Origin of the sequence: Streptomyces formicae (assembly GCF_002556545.1) — a bacterium.
Taxonomy (GTDB): Bacteria; Actinomycetota; Actinomycetes; order Streptomycetales; family Streptomycetaceae; genus Streptomyces; species Streptomyces formicae_A.
In genome coordinates, this window is record NZ_CP022685.1 from 8,150,627 (window position 1) to 8,175,532 (window position 24,906).

Here is a 24,906-nt window from a genome sequence, read left to right on the forward strand (position 1 = left end):
CTCAGGCCCCCAGCCGGGACATGCGCTCGGAGACCCGCTGCGCGCTCGGCCGGTCCATGGCGTCGACGATCACGCCGTCGGCGAGGAAGAGCACCTGGTCCGCGTAGGACGCCGCCCCCGGGTCGTGCGTGACCATCACCAGGGTCTGCCCCGTCGTGTCGACGACCTCGCGCAGCAGGCGGAGGACGTCCTGCCCCGAGCTCAGGTCGAGCGCCCCCGTCGGCTCGTCGGCGAAGATCACCTCGGGCCTCGTGACCAGGGCGCGGGCCACCGCGACGCGCTGCTGCTGGCCGCCGGAGAGCTCGGCGGGCCGGTGCCGTAACCGGTCGGTCAGGCCGGTGCGCGTGATCACGTCCCGCATCCAGTCGCGGTCGGGCCGCCGCCCCGCGAGCCGGAACGGCAGCAGGATGTTCTCCCGCGCGGTCAGCGAGGGCACCAGGTTGAAGGACTGGAAGACGAACCCGATCCGCTCCCTGCGCAGGATCGTCAGCTTGCGCTCCCGCATCTTGCTGATGTCGGTATCCCCGAGGAACACCTCGCCGGAGCTCGGCCTGTCGAGTCCGGCCGCGCACCGCAGGAGCGTGCTCTTGCCGGAGCCGGAGGGGCCCATCACCGAGGTGAAGGACCCGGCCGGCAGCGCCACGGACACCGCGCGCAGCGCGTGCACCGCGCCGTTGCCGTGGCCGTAGGTCCGCGTCACGTTGTTCAGGCGCAGGGCGGAGCGCGTCAGCGGCGCGGACCGGCGTGCCTCCTGATCGGGCAGGGTCATGGGGTTTTCCTCCGGTGTCGGTACGGTCACGGGGTACGGTCACGAAGCAGCCGCGAGGCCGGTATCAGCGCGGCGAGCAGGGTAAGGAGAACGGCGCCCGCCCCGGCGCCCGCCAGGAACAGCGGGGGTCCGGCGAGGTCCACGCCGCCGCTCAGGGCCACGCTCGTCGCGGCGAGCACGACGGCCGCGACGCCGCCGCCGAGCAGCAGCCCGCAGGCCGCCACCACCGAGCTCTCCCCGGCGACGAGCGCGAGCACGTCCCTGCGCGTCGCGCCCGCGAGCCGGAGCACCGCGAACTCGCCGGTGCGCACCAGCGTCGCCATCACCAGGGTGTTCGCCAGGGCGAGCGCCGTGAACACGGCGATCAGCGCGCTGAACACGTACGCGGGCCACGTCTGCGACGCCGCGTCCTCGGTGCCCGCGTCCCGCACCGCGTCACGGTCGGCGCTGCCCGCCATCGGCCAGGTGCGCGTGAGAGCGGCCAACTCCTTGTCGAGCGCCGCCTGCCGCGTGCCGGGCGTGCGCTTCACGTACACCGCGTCGAGCAGCGGGTCCGGCGTGTGGGCGCGCAGCACCCGGCTCGGCACGATCAGGTCGGCGAAGCCGAGCGAGCGGTCGTAGCGGGCACCGACCCGCAGCGTCGTGCGCGTGCCGTCGGGCAGCCGGAGCCGCACCCGGTCGCCCACCCGCCAGCCGTACTCCTTGGCCTGTTCCTGGCTCACCGCGACGGCGGTCCCGGACAGGAGGCCCTTGAGCCCGCCCTCGCGCACGTGCAGTCTCAGCGCGTCGGGCAGCTTCGGATCGGCCGCGAGCGCACGGGCGTTGACGCTCTCCGCCTCGTCCGTGCGCACCGAGATCCGCACCCAGGCGCTGCTGGTCGCCGACACGGACGCGACGCCGGGCAGCCGGGCGGCGTCCTTCGCCACGGCGGGCGGCAGCCCGGTCGCGTCCTTCGGCACCAGGACGTGGTCGGCGACCAGCCGTTCGGCCGCCCACTCCTTGGCCGTCGACTGCTGCGACGTCTGCATGAAGAGCGCGGACACCGGAAAGCCGATCATCAGGATCAGCGGCACGGCGGCGGCCGCCACCCGGCGCGGCGCCGTCGCGCTGTTGGCGAGGGCGAGGTGTCCCGTACGCCGGAACACGAGACGCAGCAGCGCGCCCGCGAGCGGCACGAGGGGACGCACCAGGGCGGGCCCGAGGACGGCCGCCGCGATCAGCAGCGTCAGCACACCGCCGAAGGCGAGCCCGGCGCCCTGCACCCCGCCCATCGCGATGCCGAAGAACAGGAAGCAGCCGGTGAAGACCAGGAACGCGAGCCCCGTGAGCAGCCGCGACAACGGCAGCCCGCCGTCGGCGAGTTCGGCCTCGCGCAGCGCCTCGTCCGGACGCACCCGGGCCGCCCGGCGCGCCGCGGAGACCACCGCGATCCTGGTGATGAGGACGCCGACCGCCGCGGCCCCCGCGAGCGGCGGCCAGGTGATCCGCACCGTCAGCTCGTCGGGCGCGATGCCGAGGTCGACGAGACCGCGGGCCAGCGGCCGCGCGAGGGCCGCGCCGACCGGTACGGCGACGGCCGCCCCGAGCACCGCCACGAACAGCGTCTCCCAGCCCAGCATCCGCTTCACCTGCCGGGGCGTCGCCCCGATCACCCGGAGGAGCGCGATCTCCCGGTGCCGCTGGAGCACGGCGAAGGCGAAGCCGCTCGCCATCACGAACAGCGCCACGAACACCGCCAGGGAGCCCATGCTCACCACGAACACCAGCGTGTCCAGGAACAGCACGTCGCTCGCGGAGACCTCCGCACGCGCCGTGTCGGTGAGGACCCGCACCCCGGGACCGCGGCCGACGGTGTCCCCGACACGCGAAGCCACCGCCTCCAAGTCCTCCCCGGGGGCGGTGGTCACGGCGATGGCGTGCACGTCACCGCCCGGCGGGGCGAGCTGCGCCGCGGTCGCGCCGGTGAAGAACAGCGCGACCTGATCCTTGGTCAGACCGGTGCCCGGCGGCCCCGCGATGCCGCTCACGCGGTACGTCCCGTGCCCCTCCACCGCCGTGAACACCTGCACCCGGTCGCCGACATGGATCCGGCCACGCGCGGCCGCCGCGGCGTCCACCACCACGTCGCGCGGGTCCTTCGGCGGCGATCCCTCCCGCAACCGGTAGGGCGTCAGGCGCGCGCTCTCCCACGCGTGCCCGAGCGAACGCTCGCCGAGCTCGGGGGTGACCGGACGCCCGCCGTCCGCCACCACCTGCGCGGAGAACGCGAGGTCGGGGGTGACGTCCCGGACGCCGTCCACCTTCTCGATGCGCTCCACGAGGTCGCCGTCGACCGGTGGGCGCGGCACCAGCGGCGCCTCCACGTCGCCGAAACCGGGGGAGTGGTCCTTGCCGTCGAGTCCCTCGTCCCGGTCGCCGGTCACGACGAGCGACGCGGCGTCGAAGCGGTTCGCCTCGCCCTCTCCGCGCAGCGCGGAGTCGAGGAGCACCCCCGACGCGGTGAGCAGCATCAGGGCGAGCGTGACCGCGGCGAGGGAACCCGCGAACAGCGCACGTCGCGTGCGCAGTGTCTGAAACGCCAGCCTCAGCACGAAGGCCTCCTCATCACGTCCCCAAGGATCACGGGGCGCCCTGTCCAAAACCTGTCCACGCGATGTCCCCGGGCCGCGGCGGACGTCGAGCCTGTCCGGCGAACCGGTGGCAGCCCGCCCCGCCGCGTGATCCGATGTCGGCCATGGAGTTCGAATTACTGGGTGAGCTCGTGGTGCGCGACGACGCGGGGCGCCTCGTGCCCATTCCCGGCGCGCTCCAACGGGCACTTCTCGCCTTCTTGTTGCTGCACGCGCCGTCGGCGGTCAGCGGCGGCAGGATCCTCAGCGAACTGTGGACGGGTGCCCGCGCCAAGGACCCCACCGCGGCCCTGCACACGGCCGTCGCCAAGCTGCGCCGCGCCCTGCACCCGCACGCCCCCGGCCTCATCCGCACCGGACCGGCCGGCTACCGCCTCGATCTGGCAGGGCACTCCTTCGACGTACGCCGCTTCGAGGCCGAACTCGCCGCCGCTCGCGGGCGCGGCGGGTCCGACCGGCGGGCCGCCGCCCTGCGCGACCTGCTGCACAGGAACCCGGGGCCGCCTCTCGGCGGGCTGCCCGCGCTGCCGTTCGTCCAGCAGGAGCGGGACCGCCTCGAAGCGCTGCGGCTCACCGCGCTCGAACACCGGGCCGAGGCGGAACTCGACGTGGTCGCCCACGCGGGCGTGGTGGAGCACGACGGCGAGACGGCGGCCGACGCGCCCGCGCTCGTCGAGGAGTTGCGGGCCGCCGTGCACGAGGACCCCGACAGGGAGCGGCTGCGCGCCCTGCTGATCCAGGCCCTGCACGCGTGCGGACGCCAGGCCGAGGCGCTGGAGGTCTACCGCGTCGCGCGCGCGGACCTGCGCGAACGGCTCGGCATCGAGCCGGGGCCCGAACTGCGCGCCGCCCAGCGGGCCGTGCTGGCCGCCACGCCCGCCCGCACGACGGCTCTCGCGCCTCCCTCGGCCGCGCCCGCCCCTTCGGGATCCTTCGACCGGCGCGACCGCCACGCCGCCCACTCCGACCCCGATGCGTACGAGCCCGCCGCGGACCCGCACTTCATCGGGCGTGGCGAGGAACTCCGCGACCTGCGGCGGCTGTTGAGGAATCCGGGCCTGGTGACCGTCGTCGGCGCCGCGGGTCTCGGCAAGACCCGGCTCGCGCTAGCCGCCGCCGCCCGCGAGGAGCGGCCCGGCGCCGAGGTGTGGCGCGTCGACCTGGTGCCCTGCGCGCCCGGCGGGGTCACGGCCGCCGTCGCCGACGCCATGGAGGTCGCGACGGGCGGGCTCGGGCCGCGGGCCGCGCGCCAGCGGATCCGCGCCGTGGCCGACCGCAGCGCCCACCCCCTGATCGTCCTCGACAACTGCGAGCACGTGCTCGGCGACGCGGGCGAGGTGGCCGCCGAACTCCTCGCGGGCTGCCCCGGCCTGCGCATCCTCGCGACCAGCAGGGAGTGCCTCGGCGTCGCGGACGAGACCCCGTATGCGCTGCGGCCCATGACCGGCGACGACGCCGCGCGGCTCTTCCGCACCCGCCTGCGCCGCCTCTCTCCCGGTGCCGCGGAGGCCGCGCTCGACCACGAGATCGGCGAGGTCTGCGCGGCCGTCGACCGGATGCCGCTGGGCATCGAACTGGTCGCGGCCAAGGCGGCGACCGCGCCGCTCGACGGCATCGTCGGCCAACTCCGCGCCCGGCGCGGCGTCCTGGACACCCGCCTGTGGTCGGCCGACGCCCGGCACGGCACGCTGCGCTCCGCCGTCGACTGGAGCTACCAGCTCCTTTCCCCCGACGAGCGTGCCGTCCTGCGGGCGGTCTCCGTCTTCACCGGCGGCTTCACCCCCGAGGCCGCCGAAGCGGTCGCCGGAGCGGCCGCGCCCACGACCCTGGCCCGCCTCGCCGCCAAGTCCCTCCTCGTCTTCGTCCCCTCGGCGGACCGCCCCACCTACCGGATGCTGGTCTCGGTGCGTCAGTACGCCCGCGCCTCCCTCGCCGAGCACGGCGAGGAGCCCACCGTCCTGCGCCGCCACGCCCACTGGGTCGCCACCCTCGCCGAACGCACCGCGCGGCGCATGCGCACCGGCGGATTCCGAGCGGCGTACGCCGAGATGAGCGCGGCGGCGCCCGAGGTGACCGCCTGCCTGGACTGGTTGCAGGGCGGCGAGGGCACGGACGACGCCGACGCGCTGCTCGCGTCCCGCATCGCCACCCGCCTCGCCCTCCACTGGGCCGCGGCGGGCCGTCAGGCCGAGGGACGCGAACGCCTCGCCCGCGCCTTGAAGGTCACCACGCCCGCTGCGCCCTGGTACGCCGAGGCGCTCGCGTGGTGCGGCTGGCTCGGCGTCAACATCCGCCAGGACCACGGCGACGAGGAACTCCTCAGGCGCGCGCTGCCCGCGGCGGAGGCGGCGGGCGACGACGCCGTCGTGGCCTTCGTCGGCGCGCTCGCGCTGACCGTGCACGTGCGCCAGGAACGCCTCGCGGAGGCCCGCGAGGCCGCCGACCGCACCGAGGGCGCGCTCGACGCCTACCGGCACGGCTGGGAGACCGGCGTCTGGCAGCTCTTCCACAGCGAACTGCTCGTCGCCGAGGACCGTTCCCGGCAGGCGCTGACCGCCGCCGTCACCGCGCGCGAACTCCTGTCGGGCATCGACCCGCACTCCGCGGCCACGGCGCTGATCATGACCGGCATGGCCCAGGAGCGCATCGGCGACCGCGCCGCCGCCCTGCGCTCCTGGCAGGGCGTCCACCAGGAACTCCTCCTCATCGGCTCCGAACACGAGGCCGCCTGGGTCAAGGCGCTGCTCGGCTACGCGGCGGCGGGCGACGGCGACCCGGCCCGTGCCGAGTCCTTCGCGCGCGGCATGGACGCGTACGCCAAGGAGACCGGCGAGCCCTACCTCCAGGCCAAGACGGCGACGCTGCGAGCCCTTGTCGCATCGGCGCGCGGCGACAAGGACACCGCGGAACGACTGCACCTGACGGCGGTCTCCGGCTACCAGGAGGGACGCAGGCCCGAGTGCGCGGCCCACGACCTCGCCGTGCTCGGCCGCCTCGCCGCCGAGCGCGGCGACACGGTCCTGGCCCACATCCGCTGGGAACACGCACTCCGCGCGGCGAGGCTCTCGGGCCGGGCGCATGCGGAGATCCTGCCGTTGCGGGGCCTGACGGGCCTGACGGGCCTCGGAGCCGAGGAGGCGGAGGCCGGGCCCCTGCGCGCCCGCCTCGACGACGTGCTGTGCGCCGCGTCGCCGCCGCGCAGCACCGAGTGCCCCTTCCACCTCGCGGTGCCCGCAGCCACCGGGCCGTTGCGCAAGTGACTGATGCATCAGTCAGAGACGCAATCGCGCTGCGTGCTGGAGACTAGCGAGTCCCATGTTGTGCTGATCGCAACGCATGGGTACGGTGGCTCACCATGCAGCCAGAGCAGCGGGACGACGTCGCCGAGCGCGTACGCAAAGTCATCACGGACGCCGACGTGACCCAGCGCGAATTCGCGCGCCGGATCGTGATGGACCCCTCGAAGCTGTCCCGCTCCCTGGGCGGCACCCGCAGGTTCACCGCGGCCGAGCTGGCCCGGATCGCCGCCACCGGCGGCGTCGACGCGGGCTGGCTCCTGGGCACCGCGCCCACCGCGTCGCCCGCCCGGCGCCCGCGCGCCGCGGGCGGCTCCCCGGAGGGCGGCCGCCCGCTCCAGATCATCCGCGAGACCGTCCGCCTCATCGCCGAGCACGGCTTCCACGCCGTCCGCGTCCAGGACATCGCCGCGGCCTGCGACACCAGCACCGCCGCCATCCACTACCACTTCCCCGGCCGCGACGACCTGCTCGAAGCGGCCGTGCGCTGGTGCATGGACGAGGACACCGCACGGCGCGCCGCGCGCGTCGCCGACGCCGCGGACGCCGCCGACGAGCTGCGCCAGCTCATCGAGCTGCAGATCCCGCGCACCCCGCAACAGCGCTGGCAGTGGAGCGTCTGGCTCGACCTGTGGGCGGAGGCCGCCCGCTCCACCGCCGTGGGCCGACTGCACGCCGACTACTACCGGCAGTGGCGCACCACCGTCGCCGACGTCATCCGCCGCGGCGTCGCCGAGGGCGTCTTCCGCCTCGCCGACCCGGCGGCCGCCGCGCTGCGTCTCACCGCGCTGATCGACGGCCTCGCCACCCAGGTCCTCGCGGCCACCCCGGACAGCCCCGGGGCGGGCCCCGACGACATGCACGAGGCCCTCACCGCGTACGTCGACGCCACGCTGACCGCGCACTGACCGCGCACCGAGCTCCCGTACGCACCGTACGACCGTTCCCCGCACTCAACACCCCACCCCCGAGGGAGAGTTCCGCATGCCCGTGAACGACAACGTGATCATCACCTGCGCCCTGACCGGCGCGGGCGACACCGTCCGCAAGAGCCCGCACGTGCCCGTGACGCCCGAGCAGATAGCCACCTCCGCGGTGGAGGCCGCCGAGGCGGGCGCCGCCGTCGTGCACATCCACGTCCGCGACCCCGAGACCGGCGACCCCTCGCGCGACCCGCGCCTGTACCGCGAGGTCGTCGAGCGCATCAAGGAGACCGGCACCGACGTCGTCATCAACCTGACGGCGGGCATGGGCGGCGACCTCGTCATCGACCCGGTCGAGCCGCTGAAGGAGCTCGGCGAGCTGCCCGGCACGGACCTCGTCGGCGGCCTCGACCGCCTCCCGCACGTCGAGGAGCTGCTGCCCGACATCTGCACCCTGGACTGCGGCTCGCTCAACTTCGGCGACAACCTCTACATCTCCACCCCCGACATGCTCCGCCAGGGCGCCAAGCGCATCCAGGAGCTGGGCGTACGGCCCGAGTTGGAGATCTTCGACACCGGTCAGCTCTGGTTCGCCAAGCAGCTCCTCGCGGAGGGGCTGCTCGACAACCCCACCGTCTTCCAGCTCTGCATGGGCATCCCGTGGGGCGCCCCCGCCGACCCGGGCGTCCTCCAGTCCATGGTCAACATGCTGCCCGAGGGCGCCCAGTGGGCCAGCTTCGCGCTCGGCCGCATGCAGATGCCGTGGGTCGCCCAGTCGATCCTGCTCGGCGGACAGGTGCGGGTGGGTCTTGAAGACAACCTCTACCTCGGCAAGGGGAACAAGGTCAGCAACGCGCAGCTCGTCGAGCGTGCGGTGCGGATCACGGAGAACCTCGGGTCGCGGGTCGCCACGCCGGACGAGGCCCGCCAGAAGCTTGGCCTGCGGCCGCGTTCGTAGCTCTTCGACTGCGGGGCCGTCGTGGCTGGTCGCGCAGTTCCCCGCGCCCCTAAAGGGGCATCCCCCCGCGTGTCCCGGAAGGGGCACCCCCCCGCGGCAACGATTGGAACCCCACTCCCATGACCACCACCACCCCTGAAGAAGTCCGCCGCGTCGCCTGCATAGGCGCGGGCGTCATCGGTGGCGGCTGGGTCGCCCACTTCCTGGCCCGTGGCTACGACGTCACCGCCTGGGACCCGGCGCCCGACGCCGAGTCGAAGCTGCGTCGCCTGGTCGAGGCAGCCTGGCCCGCGCTCACCCAGCTCGGCCTCGCCGACGGCGCCTCGCAGGACCGGCTCACCGTCACCGCGACCCTCGAAGAGGCCGTCGCCGACGCGCAGTTCGTGCAGGAGAGCGCACCGGAGAAGCTGGAGCTCAAGCGCGACCTGCTGGCCGAGCTCGACGCGGCCACGCCCGCCGGAGTCGTCATCGCCTCCTCCACCTCCGGCTACCCGATGACCGACATGCAGACCACGGCCGCCACCCCCGGGCGCCTCGTCGTCGGCCACCCCTTCAACCCGCCCTACCTCATCCCCCTCGTCGAGGTCGTCGGCGGCGAGCGCACCGACGCCGAAGCGGTCGCCTGGGCGTCGCGGTTCTACGACGTCGCGGGCAAGTCCGTGATCACCATGAAGAGCGAGGTGCCCGGCTTCATCGCCAACCGCCTCCAGGAAGCGCTGTGGCGCGAGGCCCTGCACATGGTCGCCAACGGCGAGGCCACCGTCCAGGAGATCGACGACTCCATCACCGAGGGCCCCGGCCTGCGCTGGGCGTTCATGGGCCCCATGCTCACCTTCGCGCTCGCGGGCGGCGAGGGCGGCATGGCCCACATGCTCGACCACTTCGGCCCCTCCCTGAAGTCGCCGTGGACGCGCCTGGAGGCCCCCGAACTCGACAAGAAGCTGTACGACGCGGTGGTCGCGGGCTGCGACGAGGAGGCGGACGGGCGCACCATCGCCGATCTCGTCGCCGAGCGCGACCAGGGCGTCATCGACGTCCTGCGCGCCACCGGGCGCCTGAACGGAGGCACGAAGTGACCGAGCCCCTGCCCCTGCTCCGCCGGCAGGTCCGCCCCGAGTGGATCGACTACAACGGCCACATGAGCGAGGCCTTCTACGTCCTCGTCTTCGGCTACGCGACCGACGCCATGATGATCGAGACGGGCCTGCACGCCGGCTACCGCGAGTCCACCGGCTGCTCCCTCTACACGGTCGAGTCCCACATCCGGTACCTGAACGACGTCCCCGAGGGCGCCCACCTGACCGTCCGCACCCGCATGCTGGGCGCCGACGCCAAGAAGACACGCTTCACGCACGAGATGTACGTGGTGGAGGACGCGGACGCCGACCCGTCGCCGGATGCCACCCCCGTGGCGACGACGGAACTCCTCGCCCTCCACGTGGACCAGAACGCGGGCCGCACGACCCCGTTCCCGGACGAGATCCGCGAGCACCTCACGGCCTTGACCGAACCGGCCCCCGACTGGGCAGGCCGCTCAATCGCCGAGGTGCCCCGGGCTGCTTAGGGGCGCGGGGAACTGCGCACCCAGCCCCCACGGCCCGCACCCAAAGAGCAACCTCACCGTTCAAGCGGCTGACGCGCAGTCTCCGGCAGCCGCAGATACACCACCGAAGAGAGAACACACAGCACGGCCACGTACACGGGGAACAACCCAGGGGACCCGATCTCCTTGAACAGGGTCCCCATGTACGGGGCCGTGCCCCCGAAGAGCGCGACGGTCAACGAGTAGGGAAACCCGATCCCGGCCGCCCGAACCCGCGCCGGGAACACCTCCGCGTTCACCGCCGCCGAGATCGACGTGAACCCGGTGAGCAGCACCATCCCCGCACACTGCACGAGCAGCAGCGAACCGAACGACCCCGTGAGGGACTTGAGCAGCGGCACGCTCAGCACGGCGAACCCCACGCCGAAGAAGAGCAGCAGCGGCCTGCGCCCGATCCGGTCGGAGAGCAGCCCGCCCAGCGGCTGGAGCAGCGCGAAGAAGCCCAGCGAGAGGGTGCCCGCGAGCAGCGCGTCGCTCTTGTCGATGTCGGTGTTCAGCTCGGCGTACGTCGGCAGGTACGACGTCCACGTGTAGTAGGCGAGCGTGCCGCCCGCCGTGATGCCGCAGATCAGCAGCGACTGGCGCGGATGGTGCCGCAGCGCGTCGAACAGGCCGGGCCGCTCGCCCTGTGCGGCGGGCGCCCGGTGCGTCTCGTGCGCGCCCTGCCTGATCCAGAAGCCGACCAGGCTGAGCGCCGCGCCGATCAGGAACGGAAGGCGCCAGCCCCAGCCGTCCATCTGCCCTTCGCTGAGCGTGGCGACGAGGAGCGCCGCGACGCCGGACGCCGCGAGCTGGCCCGCGCTCGTGGAGACGTACTGGAAGCTGGAGAAGAGCCCGCGCCGCCCCGGCCCCGCCGACTCCACGAGAAACGTCGTGGAGGCCGCGAACTCGCCGCCCACCGAGAGCCCTTGGAGCAGCCGCGCGGCGACGAGGACCACGGAGGCGAGCACGCCCACGGACGCGTACGTCGGGGTCAGGCCGACCAGCAGGCTGCTGCCGCCCATCAGCAGGATGGTGACGGTGAGCGCCGCACGCCTGCCGCGCCGGTCGGCGACCGCGCCCATGAGCAGGCCGCCGACGGGTCGCATGAAGAAGCCCACCGCGAACACGGCGAACGTGGAGAGCAGGGGGACCAGGGAGTTCCCCGATCCCTTGGGGAAGACCTGGCCCGCGATGTACGTCGCGAGGAACGTGTACGCGTACCAGTCGTACCACTCCACCGCGTTGCCCACCGAAGCGGCGAGCAACTGGCGCACGGGGCGCCGCTCGTGGGCGTGGGCGGAGGTGTGGGCGTCGGCAGAGGAGGCCGTCGTCACCTGCTCGTCGTGCTGTGTCATGATCACGACCTTCCCCTGCGCGGCGGCGCCCCACACGTGCTGTCCGTCAGGCGGACGGGGCGTGCGCTCAGCCGGTCGTCGGCTTGTACGAGTAGACCGCCGTCGTCACCAGGCACGGCGCGGGCGGAACGACCTCCACGCGCAGCGTCCCGCGCTCGGAGTCGTAGTCCACGCCCTCCGTCTCGAAGCCCCCGGAGCAGATGCTGCGCTGCGGCGACGCGAAGAGGCTGGAGACGTGGCCGGTCACCGGCTTGCCGTCGAGCGGGCGCTCCAGGTCGACCTGGAGGACCGGGCGGTCCTCGGGGAAGAGCTCCTTGGACACGTCGTTGGAGGCGCACACCAGGCGCGTGTCCGAGGCGAAGTCGCAGCCCTGGATGTCACGGACCGGCTTGTCCAGGGAGATCTGCCCGGCCTGCGCGAGGGTGCCCCCGGTGGGCGGGGTCGAGGAGTTGAGCAGCGGGGCGGGGAAGACCTGGAGGCGGTTCTGGTCGCCCCATTCGCCGGAGACCAGCCACTGCGCGTCGGGCGAGACGGCCGCGAAGGAGTTGTTGAGCTTCTCGCCCGGGTCCAGGGGGTGTTCGTAGAGGTAGCGCTGCCCACCGGGCGTGGTGACCGCGTACATCTTCGACTTCGCGTCGTCGCCGCCCTGGTAGGCGTCGAAGGTGTGGCCCCGCGCGATGTCCGGGTCGCCTATGTGCCCCCAGCCCTTGACGCGCAGATCGAGCGGTATGGAGCCGAGCCCCCGGTACAGGAGCCCGCCGTCCGCGCGGCTCGCCAGGCCCTGGCTGCCGGTGAGCGAGCTGACGTACGACGTGCCGGACTCCTGCCAGCCGCCGGGGGAGCGGGGCGCGGCCGAGGCGGCCGAGGCCGTCGACAGGGCCAGTGTGAGGGCGCCGAGCAGGGCGGCGGACGTCTTGAGTGATCTCTTCGGGCTCATCGGTGTGCGTACCTCCGTGGGGGTTCGGGTCGCTGCGGCGCAATCGTACGTAACGTGAGAGGAGCCGATACATGGTCCGACAGAAGGTGGTTGAGGCGTGAAGCTGGTCATTCTCGGCGGCGGTGGATTCCGCGTCCCGCTCGTGTACGGGGCGCTGCTCGGCGACCACGCGGAGGGCCGCGTCACCGAGGTCGTCCTGCACGACCTGGACGCGGGGCGGCTCGGCGCCATCGCCCGCGTCCTGGCCGAACAGGCCGACGGCGTGCCCGACGCGCCGTCCGTCACCGCCACCACCGATCTCGACGAGGCGCTGCGCGGCGCCGACTTCGTGTTCTCCGCGATCCGCGTGGGCGGTCTGGAGGGGCGGGCCGCCGACGAGCGCGTCGCGCTCGCCGAGGGCGTCCTCGGGCAGGAGACGGTCGGCGCGGGCGGCATCGCGTACGGCCTGCGGACCGTGCCCGTCGCCGTCGACATCGCGCGCCGCGTGAAGGAACTCGCCCCCGACGCCTGGGTCATCAACTTCACCAACCCCGCGGGCCTGGTCACCGAGGCCATGTCCCGGCACGTCGGCGACCGCGTCATCGGCATCTGCGACTCGCCCGTCGGCCTCGGCCGCCGCGTCGCGCGGGTGCTCGGCGGCAACCCCGACGAGGCGTTCATCGACTACGTGGGCCTCAACCACCTCGGCTGGCTGCGAGGGCTGCGCATCGCAGGCCGCGACGAACTCCCGCGCCTGCTCGCCGACCCGGAACTCCTCGGCTCCTTCGAGGAGGGCAGGCTCTTCGGCACCGACTGGCTCAGGTCGCTGGGCGCGATCCCCAACGAATACCTGCACTACTACTACTTCAACCGCGAGACCGTCCGCGCCTACCAGGAGGCGGAGCAGACCCGCGGCGCCTTCCTCCACGACCAACAAGGCGGCTTCTACGCCCAGATGGCCCGCGCCGCCGTCCCCGCGCTCAAGACCTGGGACGACACCAGGGCCGAGCGCGAGGCGACGTACATGGCGGAGAACCGGGAGGCGTCGGGGGCGGGGGAGCGGGCGGACGAGGACCTCGAATCGGGCGGGTACGAGAAGGTCGCCCTCGCTCTGATGCGGGCCATCGCGCGCGACGAGCGGGCCACGCTGATCCTCAACGTCCGCAACGGCACCACGCTTTCCGCCCTGGACGCGGACGCCGTCATCGAGGTGCCGTGCTCGGTGGACGCCAACGGCGCCCACCCGCTGTCCGTGAGCCCGCTGCCCGGCCACGCCACCGGGCTCGTCTGCGCGGTCAAGGCCGTCGAGCGCGAGGTGCTCGCGGCGGCCGACAGCGGCTCGCTCGCCACCGCGGTCAAGGCGTTCGCGCTGCATCCGCTCGTCGACTCGGTGACGGTCGCGCGCCGTCTCGCGGAGGGCTACCGGGGCGTGCACCCCGGACTCGCGTACCTGAGATGATCACGGCATGAGTCCCGTCGTCTCCATCGGTGCCGCCGCACGCCGCCCCTGCACGCTCGTCGTGTGCAGGGGCTGCTGCTGCGGCGACGCCCGCAAGAACCCCGGCATCGACCACGTCTGGCAACTGGAGCGGCTGCGCTCGGCGGCAGCGGCCTCACGCGGCCGCTTCGCACTCCGCACGACCGACTGCCTGGGCCCGTGCGGCCAGGCCAACATCGTCGTCGTCCAGCCGTCCCACGAGGGTCGCAGACGAGGCGGCCGCCCGGCCTGGATCGGCTTCGTCACGGACGACGCGTCGGTGGACGGGATACTGGCATGGGCGGAGGCGGGCGGCCCGGGCATCGCGAAGCTGTCACCGACGCTGGAACTCCAACTGGTGGACCCGCGCAAGCTGTGATGCTTCAGTCCGCGAGCACCTGGTCCAAGAATCCCCGCAGGTTCCGCACGGTCCGCTCGTTCTGCTCCTCCAGCGACAGGCTCTCCTCGAACCGCCGCGCGAGCGCCGTCGTCTTCTTGCCCCGTACGTAGAGGGAGCAGGCGAGGTCCGCGCAGATGTAGAGCCCGACCGAGTTCCCCTGACGCCCCGCCGCCCCCGCCCTGGGGGCGACGAGCAACGTGATGCCGGAGCCGGACTGCGGCGTCACGCACACTGAGCAGATGCTGGACTTGAGCAGGCTCTTGCGCGCCCCGGACGACGCCCGCAGCGCGATCCCCACCGGCTGCCCCTCGCGCCACGTCACGACGTACCCGCGATCGGGCGCCTTGGGGTCGCGCCAGCCGAGGAAGTCCAGGTCGGACCAGGGGGTGTCGGCGAAGCCCGCGGGGAGGGTGAGCCTGCGGGCCTCGCCCTTCGAGCAGTTCACGAAGGACGCGCGGATCTCGTTCTCACTCACGGGCTGCATGATCCAGAAGCTATCAACGGCCCGCCGCGACCGTCCTCTCAGTTTTCCCCGGCGACGTCTTCCCCCGCGACCGCGGGTCCCGGCGTGCGCGCCGCACGGAACTGCGTGGTCCGCCGCAGCCGGAAGCCGAGCGACTCATAGAGCCGGATGGCGCCGGTGTTGCGTGCGGAGGTGTGCAGGAACGGGGTCTCGCCGCGCTCCCTGATGCCGTGCGCGACGGCGAGGACGAGCCGCGTCGCCAGGCCGTGCCCGCGGTGGGCCGGGTCGGTGCAGACCGCGCTGATCTCGGTCCAGCCCGGTGGGTGCAGGCGCTCCCCGGCCATCGCGACGAGCGCGCCCCCACGCCGTATGCCCAGGTAGGTGCCGAGCTCGACGGTGCGGGGCAGGAAGGGGCCCGGCTGCGTGCGCTCGACCAGGTCGAGCATCTCGGGCACGTCGGCGGGCCCGAGCCGCACGGCCTCCTGGTCCGGCGCGGCGGCGATCCCGTCGTCCACGAGCTGCACGCCGTCCAGCACGAAGGTCAGCTCCCACCCGTCGGGCGGATCCGCCGTCGTCCCCGGCAGCGGCACCTCGGTGCCGGGCCCTGCGAGCGCGGCCAGGTCCGCCCAGTCCGCTTCCCCCGCGTCGTCGGGGAGCGCGAGCCACGGCGACACGTCGAGCGGATAGCGCACGATCCGTCCGCGCCGCTCGGCCAGGTGGGCGTGCGGCCCGGTGAGCGAGGCGTAGGCGGGGTTGTCGAGGGGGTGCGGGGCATGGTCCCGCGGCCGAGCCGCGGGCCCCGGCTCGGGCAGGACCCGGCTCACGCGGTCACCTCGATCACGATCTTGCCCTGTGCGTGGCCGTCCTCGACGGCGCGCAGCGCCTCGTCCGCGCGCTCCAGGGGGTACGTCGCCGTCACGTGCGGGCGCAGCACGCCCGCCACGGCGAGCAGCGCGACCTGGTCGAGGACCTCGGCGGTGCGGGCCCTGGCGACCGGGGCGCCGCCGAGTTCGGCGACGGCCTCCTTGGCGGCCGCGGTGATCAGCTTCCCCCGGTCGGCGAGCAGCCCCGCGACCTCCGCGAGGTCGGGCCCTCCGACCAGGTCGAGGATCGCGTCGACGCGGTGGCCGGGCGCCGACTCCCTTATACGCTCGGCAAGTTGGGGCCCGCGCGCCACGTGGACCGCGCCGAGCGATTCGACGAACTCCTTCTTGCCCGCGCTCGCCGTACCCACCACGCGCAGCCCGAAGTGCACGGCTATCTGCGTCGCGGCCACCCCGACACCGCCCCCTGCGCCGGTGATCAGGAGCGTCGACCCCGGCGGGAGGTCGAGCTGCCGCAGTCCGTCGTACGCGGTGGCCGCCGCGACCGGCAGCGTGGCCGCGTCCGTGAACGAGAGGGTGTCCGGCTTGTGCGCGGCGATGGCCGCGGGTACCAGCGTGTACCGGGCGTATCCGCCCGTGACCGGGTTGCCGAACACGGGGTCGCCGACGGCGAACCCCTCGACGCCGGGACCGACCCGCTCCACGACGCCCGCGACCTCGCTGCCCAGGACCTCGGGGCCGGTCAGCGGCCCCTGTCCGGGCCGCCGCTTGCCCGCGCGCAGCTTCCAGTCGACCGGGTTGACGCCCGCCGCGCGCACCGCGACGAGCAGCTGCCCCGGCCCCGGCTCCGGTCGCGGCAGGTCGAGGAAGGTCTCCACCTCGGGACCGCCGTGCTCGGTGAATACGTACGCCTTGGGCATCTGGACTCCCCTCACTTCGATCTTGCCTGGATCGGCTTCCGTAGGGGACGACCACCAAGATCGCCCGACTATTCCCGGGGCGGAGGAGCGTTCACGAGGCCGTAACGAGCAAAAACTGAACGGGTCCAAAAGTTTTCCCGGACCGACCCTTGACCTTGAGTGTTCAACCAATCAACACTCAGGCCCCGTAGACCCGCACTGGCGCGGCCGACGCATTCAGGTCTTGGCGTCGCCGACCAGTCCGGCATGCCCAAGAGCCGCGTTCCGGAGGTCGATTCGCCATGCCCGCCACCACTCGCCGTGAACTTCTGAAGCAACTGGGCGGCACCGCGGCCGCCTTCGCCTTCGTCGCCGCCGCGGGCCCGCTCGCCACGGCCGCACCCGCCGCAGCGGCCCCCGCGACCCTCGCGGGGAGCCCCGCGACCCGCTCCGCGACAGCCGGACCCCGCGTCCGGAAGCTGCTCGCCCGCCTCACCCTCGACGAGAAGATCAGCCTCGTGCACGGCGCAGCCGACCCGCGCAGACTGGGCCAGGCCGGCTACCTCCCGGGCGTCGCCCGGCTCGGCATCCCCGAGCTGCGCCTGACCGACGGCCCGGCGGGCGTGAACGTCGCCAGCTCCGCGACCGGACTCCCGCCCGTCTCCACGCTCGGCGCCTCCTTCCATCCCGAACTCGCCCGCGCGTACGGCGCGGTGATGGGCCGCGAGGGCCGCACCCTCGGCCAGGACGTGCTGCTCGCCCCGCAGATCGAGCTCTCCCGCACCCCGTTCTTCAGCCGCAACAAGGACCAGTCGGGCGAGGACCCGTACCTGAACGGGCTCATCGGCGCCGCGCAGGTCGAGGGCGTCCAGGCGCAGGGCATGCTCGCCCAGGCCAAGCACTTCCTCGCCAACAACCAGCGCCTGCACGAGTTCGACCGCGAACAGCCGGAGAATTCCTACGACTTCGTGGTCGACGAGCGCACCCTGCACGAGCTGTACCTGCCCGCCTTCGAAGCCGTCGTCCGCGCGGGCTGCGCCTCGGTGATGTCCGCCTACAACCACCTCAACGGCCCCTGGAACAGCGAGAACCACACCGTTCTCACCGACATCCTGCGCGGCGAGCTCGGCTTCGAGGGCTTCGTCACCTCCGACTGGGGCGCCACCCACTCCACGGCCGCCCTCCAAGCGGGCCTGGACATGCAGATGTGGGACGGCTCCCACTTCGGCGAGCCCCTGAAGAAGGCCATCACGGACGGCTCCCTACCGGTGGCGGCCCTGGACACGGCGGTCTCCCGGATCCTCGGCCGGTACGACGCGTTCGGCATGCTCGACGGCAGCCGCGTGCCCGCCCGCGAGCGGATCGACGTCGAGGCGGGCGCCCGCCTCGCCCGCGAGGTCGCCGTCCAGGGCGCCGTGCTGCTCGCCAACGACGGCGGACTCCCGCTCTCCCGCGCGGCCCTGCGCGACCTCGCCCCCATCGGCCCCACCGCGGGCCAGGTCGCCGTCTCGGTCTCCGGCGAACGCGCCTACGGCTTCGAGGACCGCATGGTCAGCCCCCTGGACGCGCTGCGCCGCACGTCGGGCCGGAAGATCGCCTACGAGGTGGGCGTCGACCTCACGGGGACGGCCGTGCCCGCGTCCGTGTTCCCCGGCGGGCTGACCCGTAAGGGCGGCGGCACGGACGAGACCATCGACTTCACCGGCGACGACGCGCTGCCCGTGGGCACGGCCGCCGAGTGGACCGGCACCCTCGTGCCGCCCGCCACGGGGGAGTACGCGCTGAACATCCAGGGCTGGGGCGCGGCCGTCTCGCTGAGCCTGGACGGCGAGGAGCTCGCCACCGCGTCCGGCGTGCGGGACGCCTTCACCCGTAAATGGTCCTCGATCGTGCCCACGACGGACGGCCTCGACAACGGCAGGGCGGCGCCGGTGAAACTCACCGCGGGCCGCTCCTACGCCCTGGTCGTCAAGGCCACCGGATGGGACGAGACCGTCGTCGAACGCGTCCCCGTCCAGGTCAGGTTCGCCTGGGTCACACCGGAGCGGCGGGCCGCGCGCATCGCGGCGGCGGCCCGGCTCGCCCGGCGCGTGCACACGCCCGTCGTCTTCGCCTACAACGGCGAGGGCGGCGCGCTCGGCGGCAGCGGCGACCTCACCACGCTCGCCCTGCCCGCCCACCAGGACGAACTGATCGCGGCCGTCGCGGCGGCCAACCGGCGCACCGTCGTCGTGCTCAACACCGGAGGGCCCGTCACGATGCCGTGGCGCCGGGACGTCCGCGCGGTCCTGCACGCCGGGTACGTCGGCCAGGAAGGCGGCTGGTCCACCGCCGACCTGCTGCTCGGCCGCGCCAACCCCGGCGGCAAGTCCATCGTCACCTGGCCGAAGAAGGAGAGCGACCACCCGACGCTCGACCCGGCCCACCCCGAGCGCTACTACGGGGTCGAGGGCACCGTCACGTACAGCGAAGGCGTCTTCACCGGCTACCGGGGCTTCGACAAGGCGGGCACCGAACCGCTCTTCCCGTTCGGACACGGCCTGTCCTACACGGAGTTCGGCTACTCGGGGCTCTCCGTGCGGCGCGCGGGCCCGGAGTACGAGGTGTCCTTCACGGTGACCAACCGCGGGCACCGCGAAGGCGCCGAAGTGCCGCAGGTGTACGTCGGGCCGCCCCGGCACGCTGGCGTGGAGCTGCCTTTGAAGACGCTCGCCGCCTTCGAGCGGGTGGAGCTGCGGCCCGGCCGCTCCCGGCGGGTCACGCTGCGCGTGGCTGAGCGGCAGCTCTCCTACTGGGACACCGGGCGTGGACGCTGGGTGCGCCCCGCGGGGAGGCGCGCGGTGTACGTCGGGGCATCGTCGCGTGACATCCGGCTGACCGGCACCCTGCACTAGCCCCCGGCCGGCTCCGCGAGGCCCGTGCCGTCCACCGTGACGGCACGGGCCAGCCGGTCCAGATGGGCCCGGTACAGCGCCATGAAGTCCAGGCGGCCCCCGGTGAACGCCCACTGGACCTGGAGGCCGTCCGAGACCGCGAGGATCTCGCGGGCCACCAGGACGGGATCGGTGTCGGGGCGCAGCTGGCCCGCTGCCAGGGAGCGGCGCAGCGCGTCGGCGATGACGCCGGCAACCCGTTCGTACCGCTCGGTGAAGTAGCCGTGCGCCGGATGGGCGGGGTCGCCTGCCTCCGCGGAGAGGCGGGTGTAGAGCTGGATCAGGCCCGGCTGGGTGAGGTTGTACTCCGCGAGGGCGAGGACCGCGCGGAACAGCTCCCGCACGTCCTCGCCCCGCACGGCCTCCTGGAGCGGCCCGAACGTACGGGCCGTGCGCTCCTCGCGGGCTTCGAGGACCGCCATCAACAGGCGGTCCTTGGAGCCGAAGTGGTGCGCGATCACCGGCGCGGACGTGCCCGCGTCGGCGGCGATCCTGGCGAGCGAGGCGTTCAGATAGCCCGCCTGCGCGAAGCGGCCGAGGGCCGCCTCCACGATGGCGGCCCTGCGCGGCTCCGCGGCGGCGTACCGCCGCGGAGCCGCCGGGGTCACAGGCCCACCGCCCCGTCGATCCGCTCACGGAGCAGATCGGCGTGGCCGTTGTGGCGGGCGTACTCCTGGATCACGTGGATGAGCACCCAGCGCAGCGACACCGTGCCGCGCCAGGGGTTGTGGCCCTCGATGTCGAAGTGGGGCGCCTCGGCCACGAAGCGTTCGGCGAACTCGACCTCGGCGCGCCAGGCCGCCCAGGCCGCCGCGACCGTCTCGGGGCCCGGGTCGGCCGCCGCCCCGTCGATGTCGTTGTCGGCGTTGTCCGGCGTCGCGTAGAGCGGCTGCTCGTCGAGCCCGGCCAGACAGAGCCGGAACCAGCGGCGTTCCATGTCGGTCACGTGCCGGACCAGGCCGAGCAGGGAGAGGGTGGACGGCGCGGCGGACCGCTCGCCCAGCTCCTTCGTGAGGCCCGCGCACTTCAGCTCGAGCGTGGCCCGCTGGATGGACAACTGGTCGGTGAGCAGGGTGCGTTCGTCCCCGGTGCTCGGTCCCTTGAAGCGGGTGTCCGCCGCGTCGTCGGTGAAGAACGTGATGCGTCTCTGGGGTGCGCTCATGGGGCCATCATCGCCCGGGTGCGTCAGTCGCGGGCGTGCAGGCCCCGGTAGAGCGCGCCGACCAGGTGGATGCTGCGCAGGTCCTCACCGGAGGTGCCGCCGCCCATCCGGTTCATGACGTACGCGTACGCCACGCCGTTCTCCGGGTCGGCGAAGGTGTAGGAGCCGCCCATGCCGCCGTGCCCGAACGCCCGCGGGTTGGAGCCCGCCTGGCCGTACTGGTTGAGCATGTAGCCCAGCGCCCAGGGCCAGTTCTCGCCGAACGGGGTGAGGCCCCGCAGCACCAGGTCCGGCTCTTCCGGCTCGCTCTGCCGGGTCCGCAGCCGCTCCAGCGTGTCCGCGCCGAGCAGCCGTCCGGCCGCCAACTCGCCGTAGACCGTGGCGAGTCCGCGCGCGGTGGCGTGGGCGTTGACCGAGGGGATCTCCGCCGCGCGGTAGGCGGGGCCGTTCACGTCGCTGATCGGCAGATAGCGCATGGCCAGCGTGACGGGCGCCATCGGATGGTCGTCGATCCCGCGCATCGGTGGCTCGGGGGCGCCGAACGGCTGGTCCGCCAGGGCCTGTTCCGCCGCGGGCGCGGGCAGGCTCAGCGCGGGTGCCAGGTCCGCGCACCGTCCGTGCTCGCTCTCCGGCGTGCCGATGTGCACGTCGGCGCCGAGCGGCCCCGTCACCTCGGTGCGCAGGAACGTGCCGAGCGAGACGCCCGTGATCCGCCGCACCACCTCGCCGACCAGGAACCCGAACGTCACCGCGTGGTAGCCCTGCCTGCTGCCCGGCTTCCACCACGGCGCCGTCGACGCGAGCGCGTCGGTCACCCGCTCCCAGTCGTACAGGGCGCCGGGCGCCAGTGGCTCGCCCGGCGCGATGAGCCCGGCGCGGTGGCTGAGCAGCCAGCGCACCGGGATGTCGTCCTTGCCCTCGCGCGCGAACTCGGGCCAGTACCGCGCGACGGGCGCGTCGAGCTCCAACTCGCCCCGGTCCGCCAGTAGATGGGCGCAGAGCGCCGTCATCCCCTTGGTGACGGAGTAGACGTTGACGAGCGTGTCGCGCTGCCACGGGCGGGTGCCCGTCAGGTCCGCGTCACCGGCCCACAGGTCGACGGCGAACTCGCCGTCGACGACGGCGGCGACCGCGGCCCCGAGGTCGTCCCGCTCGGCGAAGTTCCGCTCGAATTCCTCCCGCACCTCGGCGAACTCGGGGGCGCAGGTTCCATGGACGCGCAGGGGCATGGTTCTCCTCGGGGGGTAAGGAGGTGCCAGGGGCAGCCATTCTCCCGTATGGATGCCCCCAGCACCTAGTCCCGTGTCAGCGCGACCGGCACATCACAGCCAGCTGTGATAGCGCCGGATGTACCACGTCTTCACGCCCTGCGTCAGCGCGCAGTACGCCAGGAGCGTCCCGATCAGCCACGGGAAGTAGCTCATCGGCAGCGGCTCGAGCGAGAGCGCGGACGCCAGCGGCGAGAACGGCAGCCACAGGCCGAGCAGCATGATCGAGCCCGTCATCACGAGGACCGGCAGGGAGGCCCGCGACTGGACGAACGGGATCTTCTGCGTACGGATCATGTGCACGATCAGCGTCTGCGAGAGCAGGCCCTCGACGAACCAGCCGGAGTGGAACAGGGTCTGCTCGCCGACCGTGTTGGCCGAGAAGACGTACCACATCACCAGGAACGTCGTGATGTCGAAGATCGAGCTGATCGGGCCGATCCGGATCATGAACCGGCCGATGTCCTTCGCGTCCCACTTCCGCGGCTTGCGCAGGTACTCCTTGTCCATCCGGTCCCAGGGGATCGAGAGTTGGCTGATGTCGTAGCAGAGGTTCTGCACGAGCAGCTGGATGGCGAGCATCGGCTGGAAGGGCAGGAACGCCGAGGCGACCAGGACCGAGAAGACGTTGCCGAAGTTCGACGACGCGGTCATCTTGATGTACTTGATGGTGTTGCCGAAGGTCTGACGGCCCATCAACATGCCCTGCTCCAGGACCGTCAGGTCCTTCTCGAGCAGGATGATGTCCGCGGACTCCTTGGCGATGTCCACGGCCGTGTCCACCGAGACGCCCACATCGGCCTCGCGCAGCGCCGCCGCGTCGTTGATGCCGTCCCCGAGGAACCCGACGGTGTGCCCGTCGGCCTTGAGGGCGCGGACGATCCTGGCCTTCTGGACCGGGTTGACCTTGGCGAACACCGTGGTCGTACGGGCGAGCCGGATCAGCTCGACGTCGTCGACCTGGTCGACGGTGGCACCGGTGATCAGCTCACCGGTCTCCAGGCCGACGTCCGCGCAGACCCGCGCGGCCACCAGTTCGTTGTCACCGGTGATCACCTTGACGGCGACGCCGTTCTCGGCGAGCGCGCGCAGGGCGGCCGCCGCGTCCTTCTTCGGCGGGTCGAGGAAGGCGAGGAAGCCGACGAGCGTCAGCTCCGACTCGTCCGCCACCGTGTAGGTGTCGCGGGCGGTGGGCACGGTGCGGGTCGCCACGGCGAGCACGCGCAGCCCCTCGCGGTTGTTGCGCTCGCTCACGAAGGTCACATGGGCCCGCAGCTGGTCGGTCAGCTCGACCCGCCGGCCGCGGTCCATCATGTGCGTGCACAGGCCGAGCACTTCCTCGACCGCGCCCTTGGTGACCATGACGTGCTCGGGGCGGCCCACGTCACCGAGGAGGCCGTTGCGGTTCAGGACGACGGACATCCGCCGCCGCGCGAAGTCGAAGGGGATCTCGTCGACCATCGTGTAGCGCGTGTCGACGACAACCTCCTCGGCCTCGTCGACGCGGTCGATGACCGCCTGGTCCATGAGGTTGCGAAGGCCCGTCTGGAAGTGCGAGTTGAGGTAGGCGTACTCCAGGACCTCGGCGTCCTCGTGGCCGTGCACGTCGAGGTAGCGGTCGAGGACGATGCGGTCCTCGGTGAGCGTGCCGGTCTTGTCCGTGCACAGCACGTCCATCGCGCCCAGGTTCTGGATCGCGTTGAGCTGCTTGACGACCACCTTGTGCCGGGACATCGCGACGGCGCCGCGCGCCAGGTTGGCGGAGACCACCATCGGCAGCATCTCGGGGGTGAGGCCGACCGCCACGGAGATCGCGAAGAGCAGCGCCTCGTTCCAGTCGCCCTTGGTGAAGCCGTTGATGGCGAGCACGATCGGGACCATCACCAGCATGAAGCGGATGAGCAGGAAGCTGACGCGCTTGACGCCCAGGTCGAAGCTGGTCTGCGGACGGTCGCCGACCAGGGCGCCCGCCATCGAGCCGAAGTAGGTGTCGGTGCCGGTGGCGACGACCACGCCGGTGGCCGTGCCCGAGGTGATCGACGTGCCCATCAGGCAGAGGTTGTCCGCCTCGACGGGGTCGGCCGTCGCCTTCTGGCCGTAGTCGTGTCCGCGGGTGTCGGCCTTCGCGACCGGCAGCGACTCGCCGGACAGGGCGGCCTGGCTGACCATCAGGTCCTTGGCGGTGAGCAGCCGCAGATCGGCGGGGACCATGTCACCGGCCGCGAGCCGCACGATGTCGCCAGGGACCACGTCCTCCATGGGCACCTCTTCGGTGCCCGCCTTCTCGCTCCAGCGCCGCTGCACCGCGCAAGTCGTGGTGACCAGGGCCTTGAGCGCCTGGGCCGACCGGGTGGAGCGGAACTCCTGCCAGAACCGCAGCAGGGCGCTGATCAGGATCATCGCGGAGAGGATGAGGACGCCGGGGTCGGCGGGGTCCTGCCAGAACATGACGGCGGCGAGGACGACGAGGACGCCGATGAAGGGGTTCCAGAAGGACTTGGCGAGCTGCCACGTCCAGTGCGGCGCCGTCTCGTGGGCGACGACGTTGGCGCCGTGCCGCTCCTGACGTTCGAGGACCTGGTCCTGGCGGAGCCCGCGGGTGCTCGCGCCGAGTTCGCGCAGGACGTCGCGGGCGGGGCTCGCGCTGAAGTCGGCGAGCCGCGAGCCGACTTCGCGGGTCCGGGTCTCCAGCTCGGCGGCCTTGCGCTCGCGGCGGCCGCCGGGGGTACGGGGCTCGGGGTTCTCGCCCGGCGACGCCGGGCGTACCTGGGGAATCAGCTTGTTCATGGCAGACCTCCCTCCGTGCGGGGGCATGACGAAGCAGGCCCGTGCACGAGGACGTGAATGTGTGGATGGGGCGTGAAGAAATCCCTGGTCGTACCGGCGGCGAAAGGCCGGAGGCAGAGCAGGGGACATCGCCGCGACGACAGCGCGACGGAAAAGGGAAACAGCGGAGCAAACCGTGCTCGGAAGCGGCGCGGGGCGGCTTCAGGAGAGACGGAAAGCGGCTTCAGAAGAGACGGGAAGCAGCCTCAAGGGAGGCGGAAA

Annotated in this window: 19 protein-coding genes; 8 read left to right on the top strand and 11 right to left on the bottom strand. The window is 72.9% G+C overall.

Annotated features, from left to right (window positions below):
* Nucleotide 1: 1 nt before the first annotated feature.
* Together KY5_RS35445 and KY5_RS35450 are read right to left on the bottom strand one after the other, a co-directional pair.
* Nucleotides 2–769, bottom strand: coding sequence for an ABC transporter ATP-binding protein (locus KY5_RS35445; RefSeq protein ID WP_098246037.1), 768 nt, complete (start codon nucleotides 767–769; stop codon nucleotides 2–4).
* A 26-nt stretch (nucleotides 770–795) separates the two neighbouring features.
* On the bottom strand, nucleotides 796–3,360 hold the full coding sequence (locus KY5_RS35450) for an FtsX-like permease family protein (RefSeq protein WP_098246038.1): 2,565 nt from the start codon (nucleotides 3,358–3,360) through the stop codon (nucleotides 796–798).
* A 143-nt stretch (nucleotides 3,361–3,503) separates the two neighbouring features.
* On the opposite strand from KY5_RS35450, the gene KY5_RS35455 reads away from it, so the two are divergent.
* The 5 genes from KY5_RS35455 (at nucleotide 3,504) to KY5_RS35475 (ending at nucleotide 10,140) form a co-directional block, all read left to right on the top strand.
* Nucleotides 3,504–6,659, top strand: coding sequence for an AfsR/SARP family transcriptional regulator (locus KY5_RS35455; RefSeq protein WP_159072676.1), 3,156 nt, complete (start codon nucleotides 3,504–3,506; stop codon nucleotides 6,657–6,659).
* Nucleotides 6,660–6,754: 95 nt separating this feature from the next.
* The gene (locus tag KY5_RS35460; protein WP_098246040.1) at nucleotides 6,755–7,603 is read left to right on the top strand and encodes a TetR/AcrR family transcriptional regulator; all 849 of its coding nucleotides are present in this window, start codon (nucleotides 6,755–6,757) and stop codon (nucleotides 7,601–7,603) included.
* A 76-nt stretch (nucleotides 7,604–7,679) separates the two neighbouring features.
* Nucleotides 7,680–8,576: a 3-keto-5-aminohexanoate cleavage protein gene (locus KY5_RS35465; RefSeq protein ID WP_098246041.1), complete on the top strand. Its 897-nt coding sequence runs from the start codon at nucleotides 7,680–7,682 to the stop codon at nucleotides 8,574–8,576.
* 119 nt (nucleotides 8,577–8,695) lie between these two features.
* On the top strand, nucleotides 8,696–9,652 hold the full coding sequence (locus tag KY5_RS35470) for a 3-hydroxyacyl-CoA dehydrogenase NAD-binding domain-containing protein (protein WP_098246042.1): 957 nt from the start codon (nucleotides 8,696–8,698) through the stop codon (nucleotides 9,650–9,652).
* Nucleotides 9,649–10,140, top strand: a complete 492-nt coding sequence (locus KY5_RS35475; protein WP_098246043.1) for a thioesterase family protein — start codon at nucleotides 9,649–9,651, stop codon at nucleotides 10,138–10,140. Before KY5_RS35470 ends, KY5_RS35475 begins: the two co-directional genes overlap by 4 nt.
* Before the next feature lie 53 nt (nucleotides 10,141–10,193).
* Here the strand turns inward: KY5_RS35475 and KY5_RS35480 are convergent, their stop codons facing one another.
* Both KY5_RS35480 and KY5_RS35485 read right to left on the bottom strand, forming a co-directional pair.
* A complete protein-coding gene (locus KY5_RS35480) occupies nucleotides 10,194–11,516 on the bottom strand; it encodes an MFS transporter (RefSeq protein WP_098247694.1) in 1,323 nt (440 codons plus the stop codon).
* A 67-nt stretch (nucleotides 11,517–11,583) separates the two neighbouring features.
* Entirely contained in the window at nucleotides 11,584–12,453 is an 870-nt protein-coding gene (locus KY5_RS35485) for a hypothetical protein (RefSeq protein WP_098246044.1), read from the bottom strand.
* A gap of 97 nt (nucleotides 12,454–12,550) precedes the next feature.
* Here KY5_RS35485 and KY5_RS35490 point away from each other — a divergent pair, with 97 nt between their 5' ends.
* Both KY5_RS35490 and KY5_RS35495 read left to right on the top strand, forming a co-directional pair.
* Entirely contained in the window at nucleotides 12,551–13,891 is a 1,341-nt protein-coding gene (locus KY5_RS35490; RefSeq protein ID WP_098246045.1) for a 6-phospho-beta-glucosidase, read from the top strand.
* Between the two features lie 7 nt (nucleotides 13,892–13,898).
* A complete protein-coding gene (locus tag KY5_RS35495; RefSeq protein ID WP_098246046.1) occupies nucleotides 13,899–14,288 on the top strand; it encodes a (2Fe-2S) ferredoxin domain-containing protein in 390 nt (129 codons plus the stop codon).
* Nucleotides 14,289–14,292: 4 nt separating this feature from the next.
* Here KY5_RS35495 and KY5_RS35500 read toward each other — a convergent pair whose 3' ends face one another.
* The 3 genes from KY5_RS35500 to KY5_RS35510 are packed head-to-tail and all read right to left on the bottom strand — an operon-like array spanning nucleotide 14,293 to nucleotide 16,516.
* Nucleotides 14,293–14,793: an FBP domain-containing protein gene (locus KY5_RS35500; protein WP_098246047.1), complete on the bottom strand. Its 501-nt coding sequence runs from the start codon at nucleotides 14,791–14,793 to the stop codon at nucleotides 14,293–14,295.
* Between the two features lie 38 nt (nucleotides 14,794–14,831).
* Entirely contained in the window at nucleotides 14,832–15,596 is a 765-nt protein-coding gene (locus tag KY5_RS35505; RefSeq protein WP_418952842.1) for a GNAT family N-acetyltransferase, read from the bottom strand.
* On the bottom strand, nucleotides 15,593–16,516 hold the full coding sequence (locus KY5_RS35510; protein ID WP_098246048.1) for an NADP-dependent oxidoreductase: 924 nt from the start codon (nucleotides 16,514–16,516) through the stop codon (nucleotides 15,593–15,595). Before KY5_RS35510 ends, KY5_RS35505 begins: the two co-directional genes overlap by 4 nt.
* A 281-nt stretch (nucleotides 16,517–16,797) precedes the next feature.
* Here KY5_RS35510 and KY5_RS35515 point away from each other — a divergent pair, with 281 nt between their 5' ends.
* Nucleotides 16,798–19,389 (top strand): beta-glucosidase family protein, encoded by a 2,592-nt coding sequence (locus tag KY5_RS35515; RefSeq protein WP_098246049.1) that lies wholly within the window; start codon nucleotides 16,798–16,800, stop codon nucleotides 19,387–19,389.
* Here KY5_RS35515 and KY5_RS35520 read toward each other — a convergent pair.
* From KY5_RS35520 to mgtA, 4 genes are all read right to left on the bottom strand, one after another.
* Complete coding sequence (locus KY5_RS35520) at nucleotides 19,386–20,036, bottom strand: TetR/AcrR family transcriptional regulator (protein WP_098246050.1); 651 nt, start codon at nucleotides 20,034–20,036, stop codon at nucleotides 19,386–19,388. The genes KY5_RS35515 and KY5_RS35520 overlap by 4 nt on opposite strands.
* On the bottom strand, nucleotides 20,033–20,590 hold the full coding sequence (locus KY5_RS35525) for a DinB family protein (RefSeq protein ID WP_098246051.1): 558 nt from the start codon (nucleotides 20,588–20,590) through the stop codon (nucleotides 20,033–20,035). The genes KY5_RS35520 and KY5_RS35525 overlap by 4 nt, the downstream gene beginning before the upstream one ends.
* Before the next feature lie 23 nt (nucleotides 20,591–20,613).
* Nucleotides 20,614–21,819, bottom strand: a complete 1,206-nt coding sequence (locus KY5_RS35530) for a serine hydrolase domain-containing protein (protein ID WP_098246052.1) — start codon at nucleotides 21,817–21,819, stop codon at nucleotides 20,614–20,616.
* A 93-nt stretch (nucleotides 21,820–21,912) separates the two neighbouring features.
* The gene (gene mgtA / locus KY5_RS35535) at nucleotides 21,913–24,645 is read right to left on the bottom strand and encodes a magnesium-translocating P-type ATPase (RefSeq protein ID WP_098246053.1); all 2,733 of its coding nucleotides are present in this window, start codon (nucleotides 24,643–24,645) and stop codon (nucleotides 21,913–21,915) included.
* Nucleotides 24,646–24,906 lie beyond the last annotated feature (261 nt).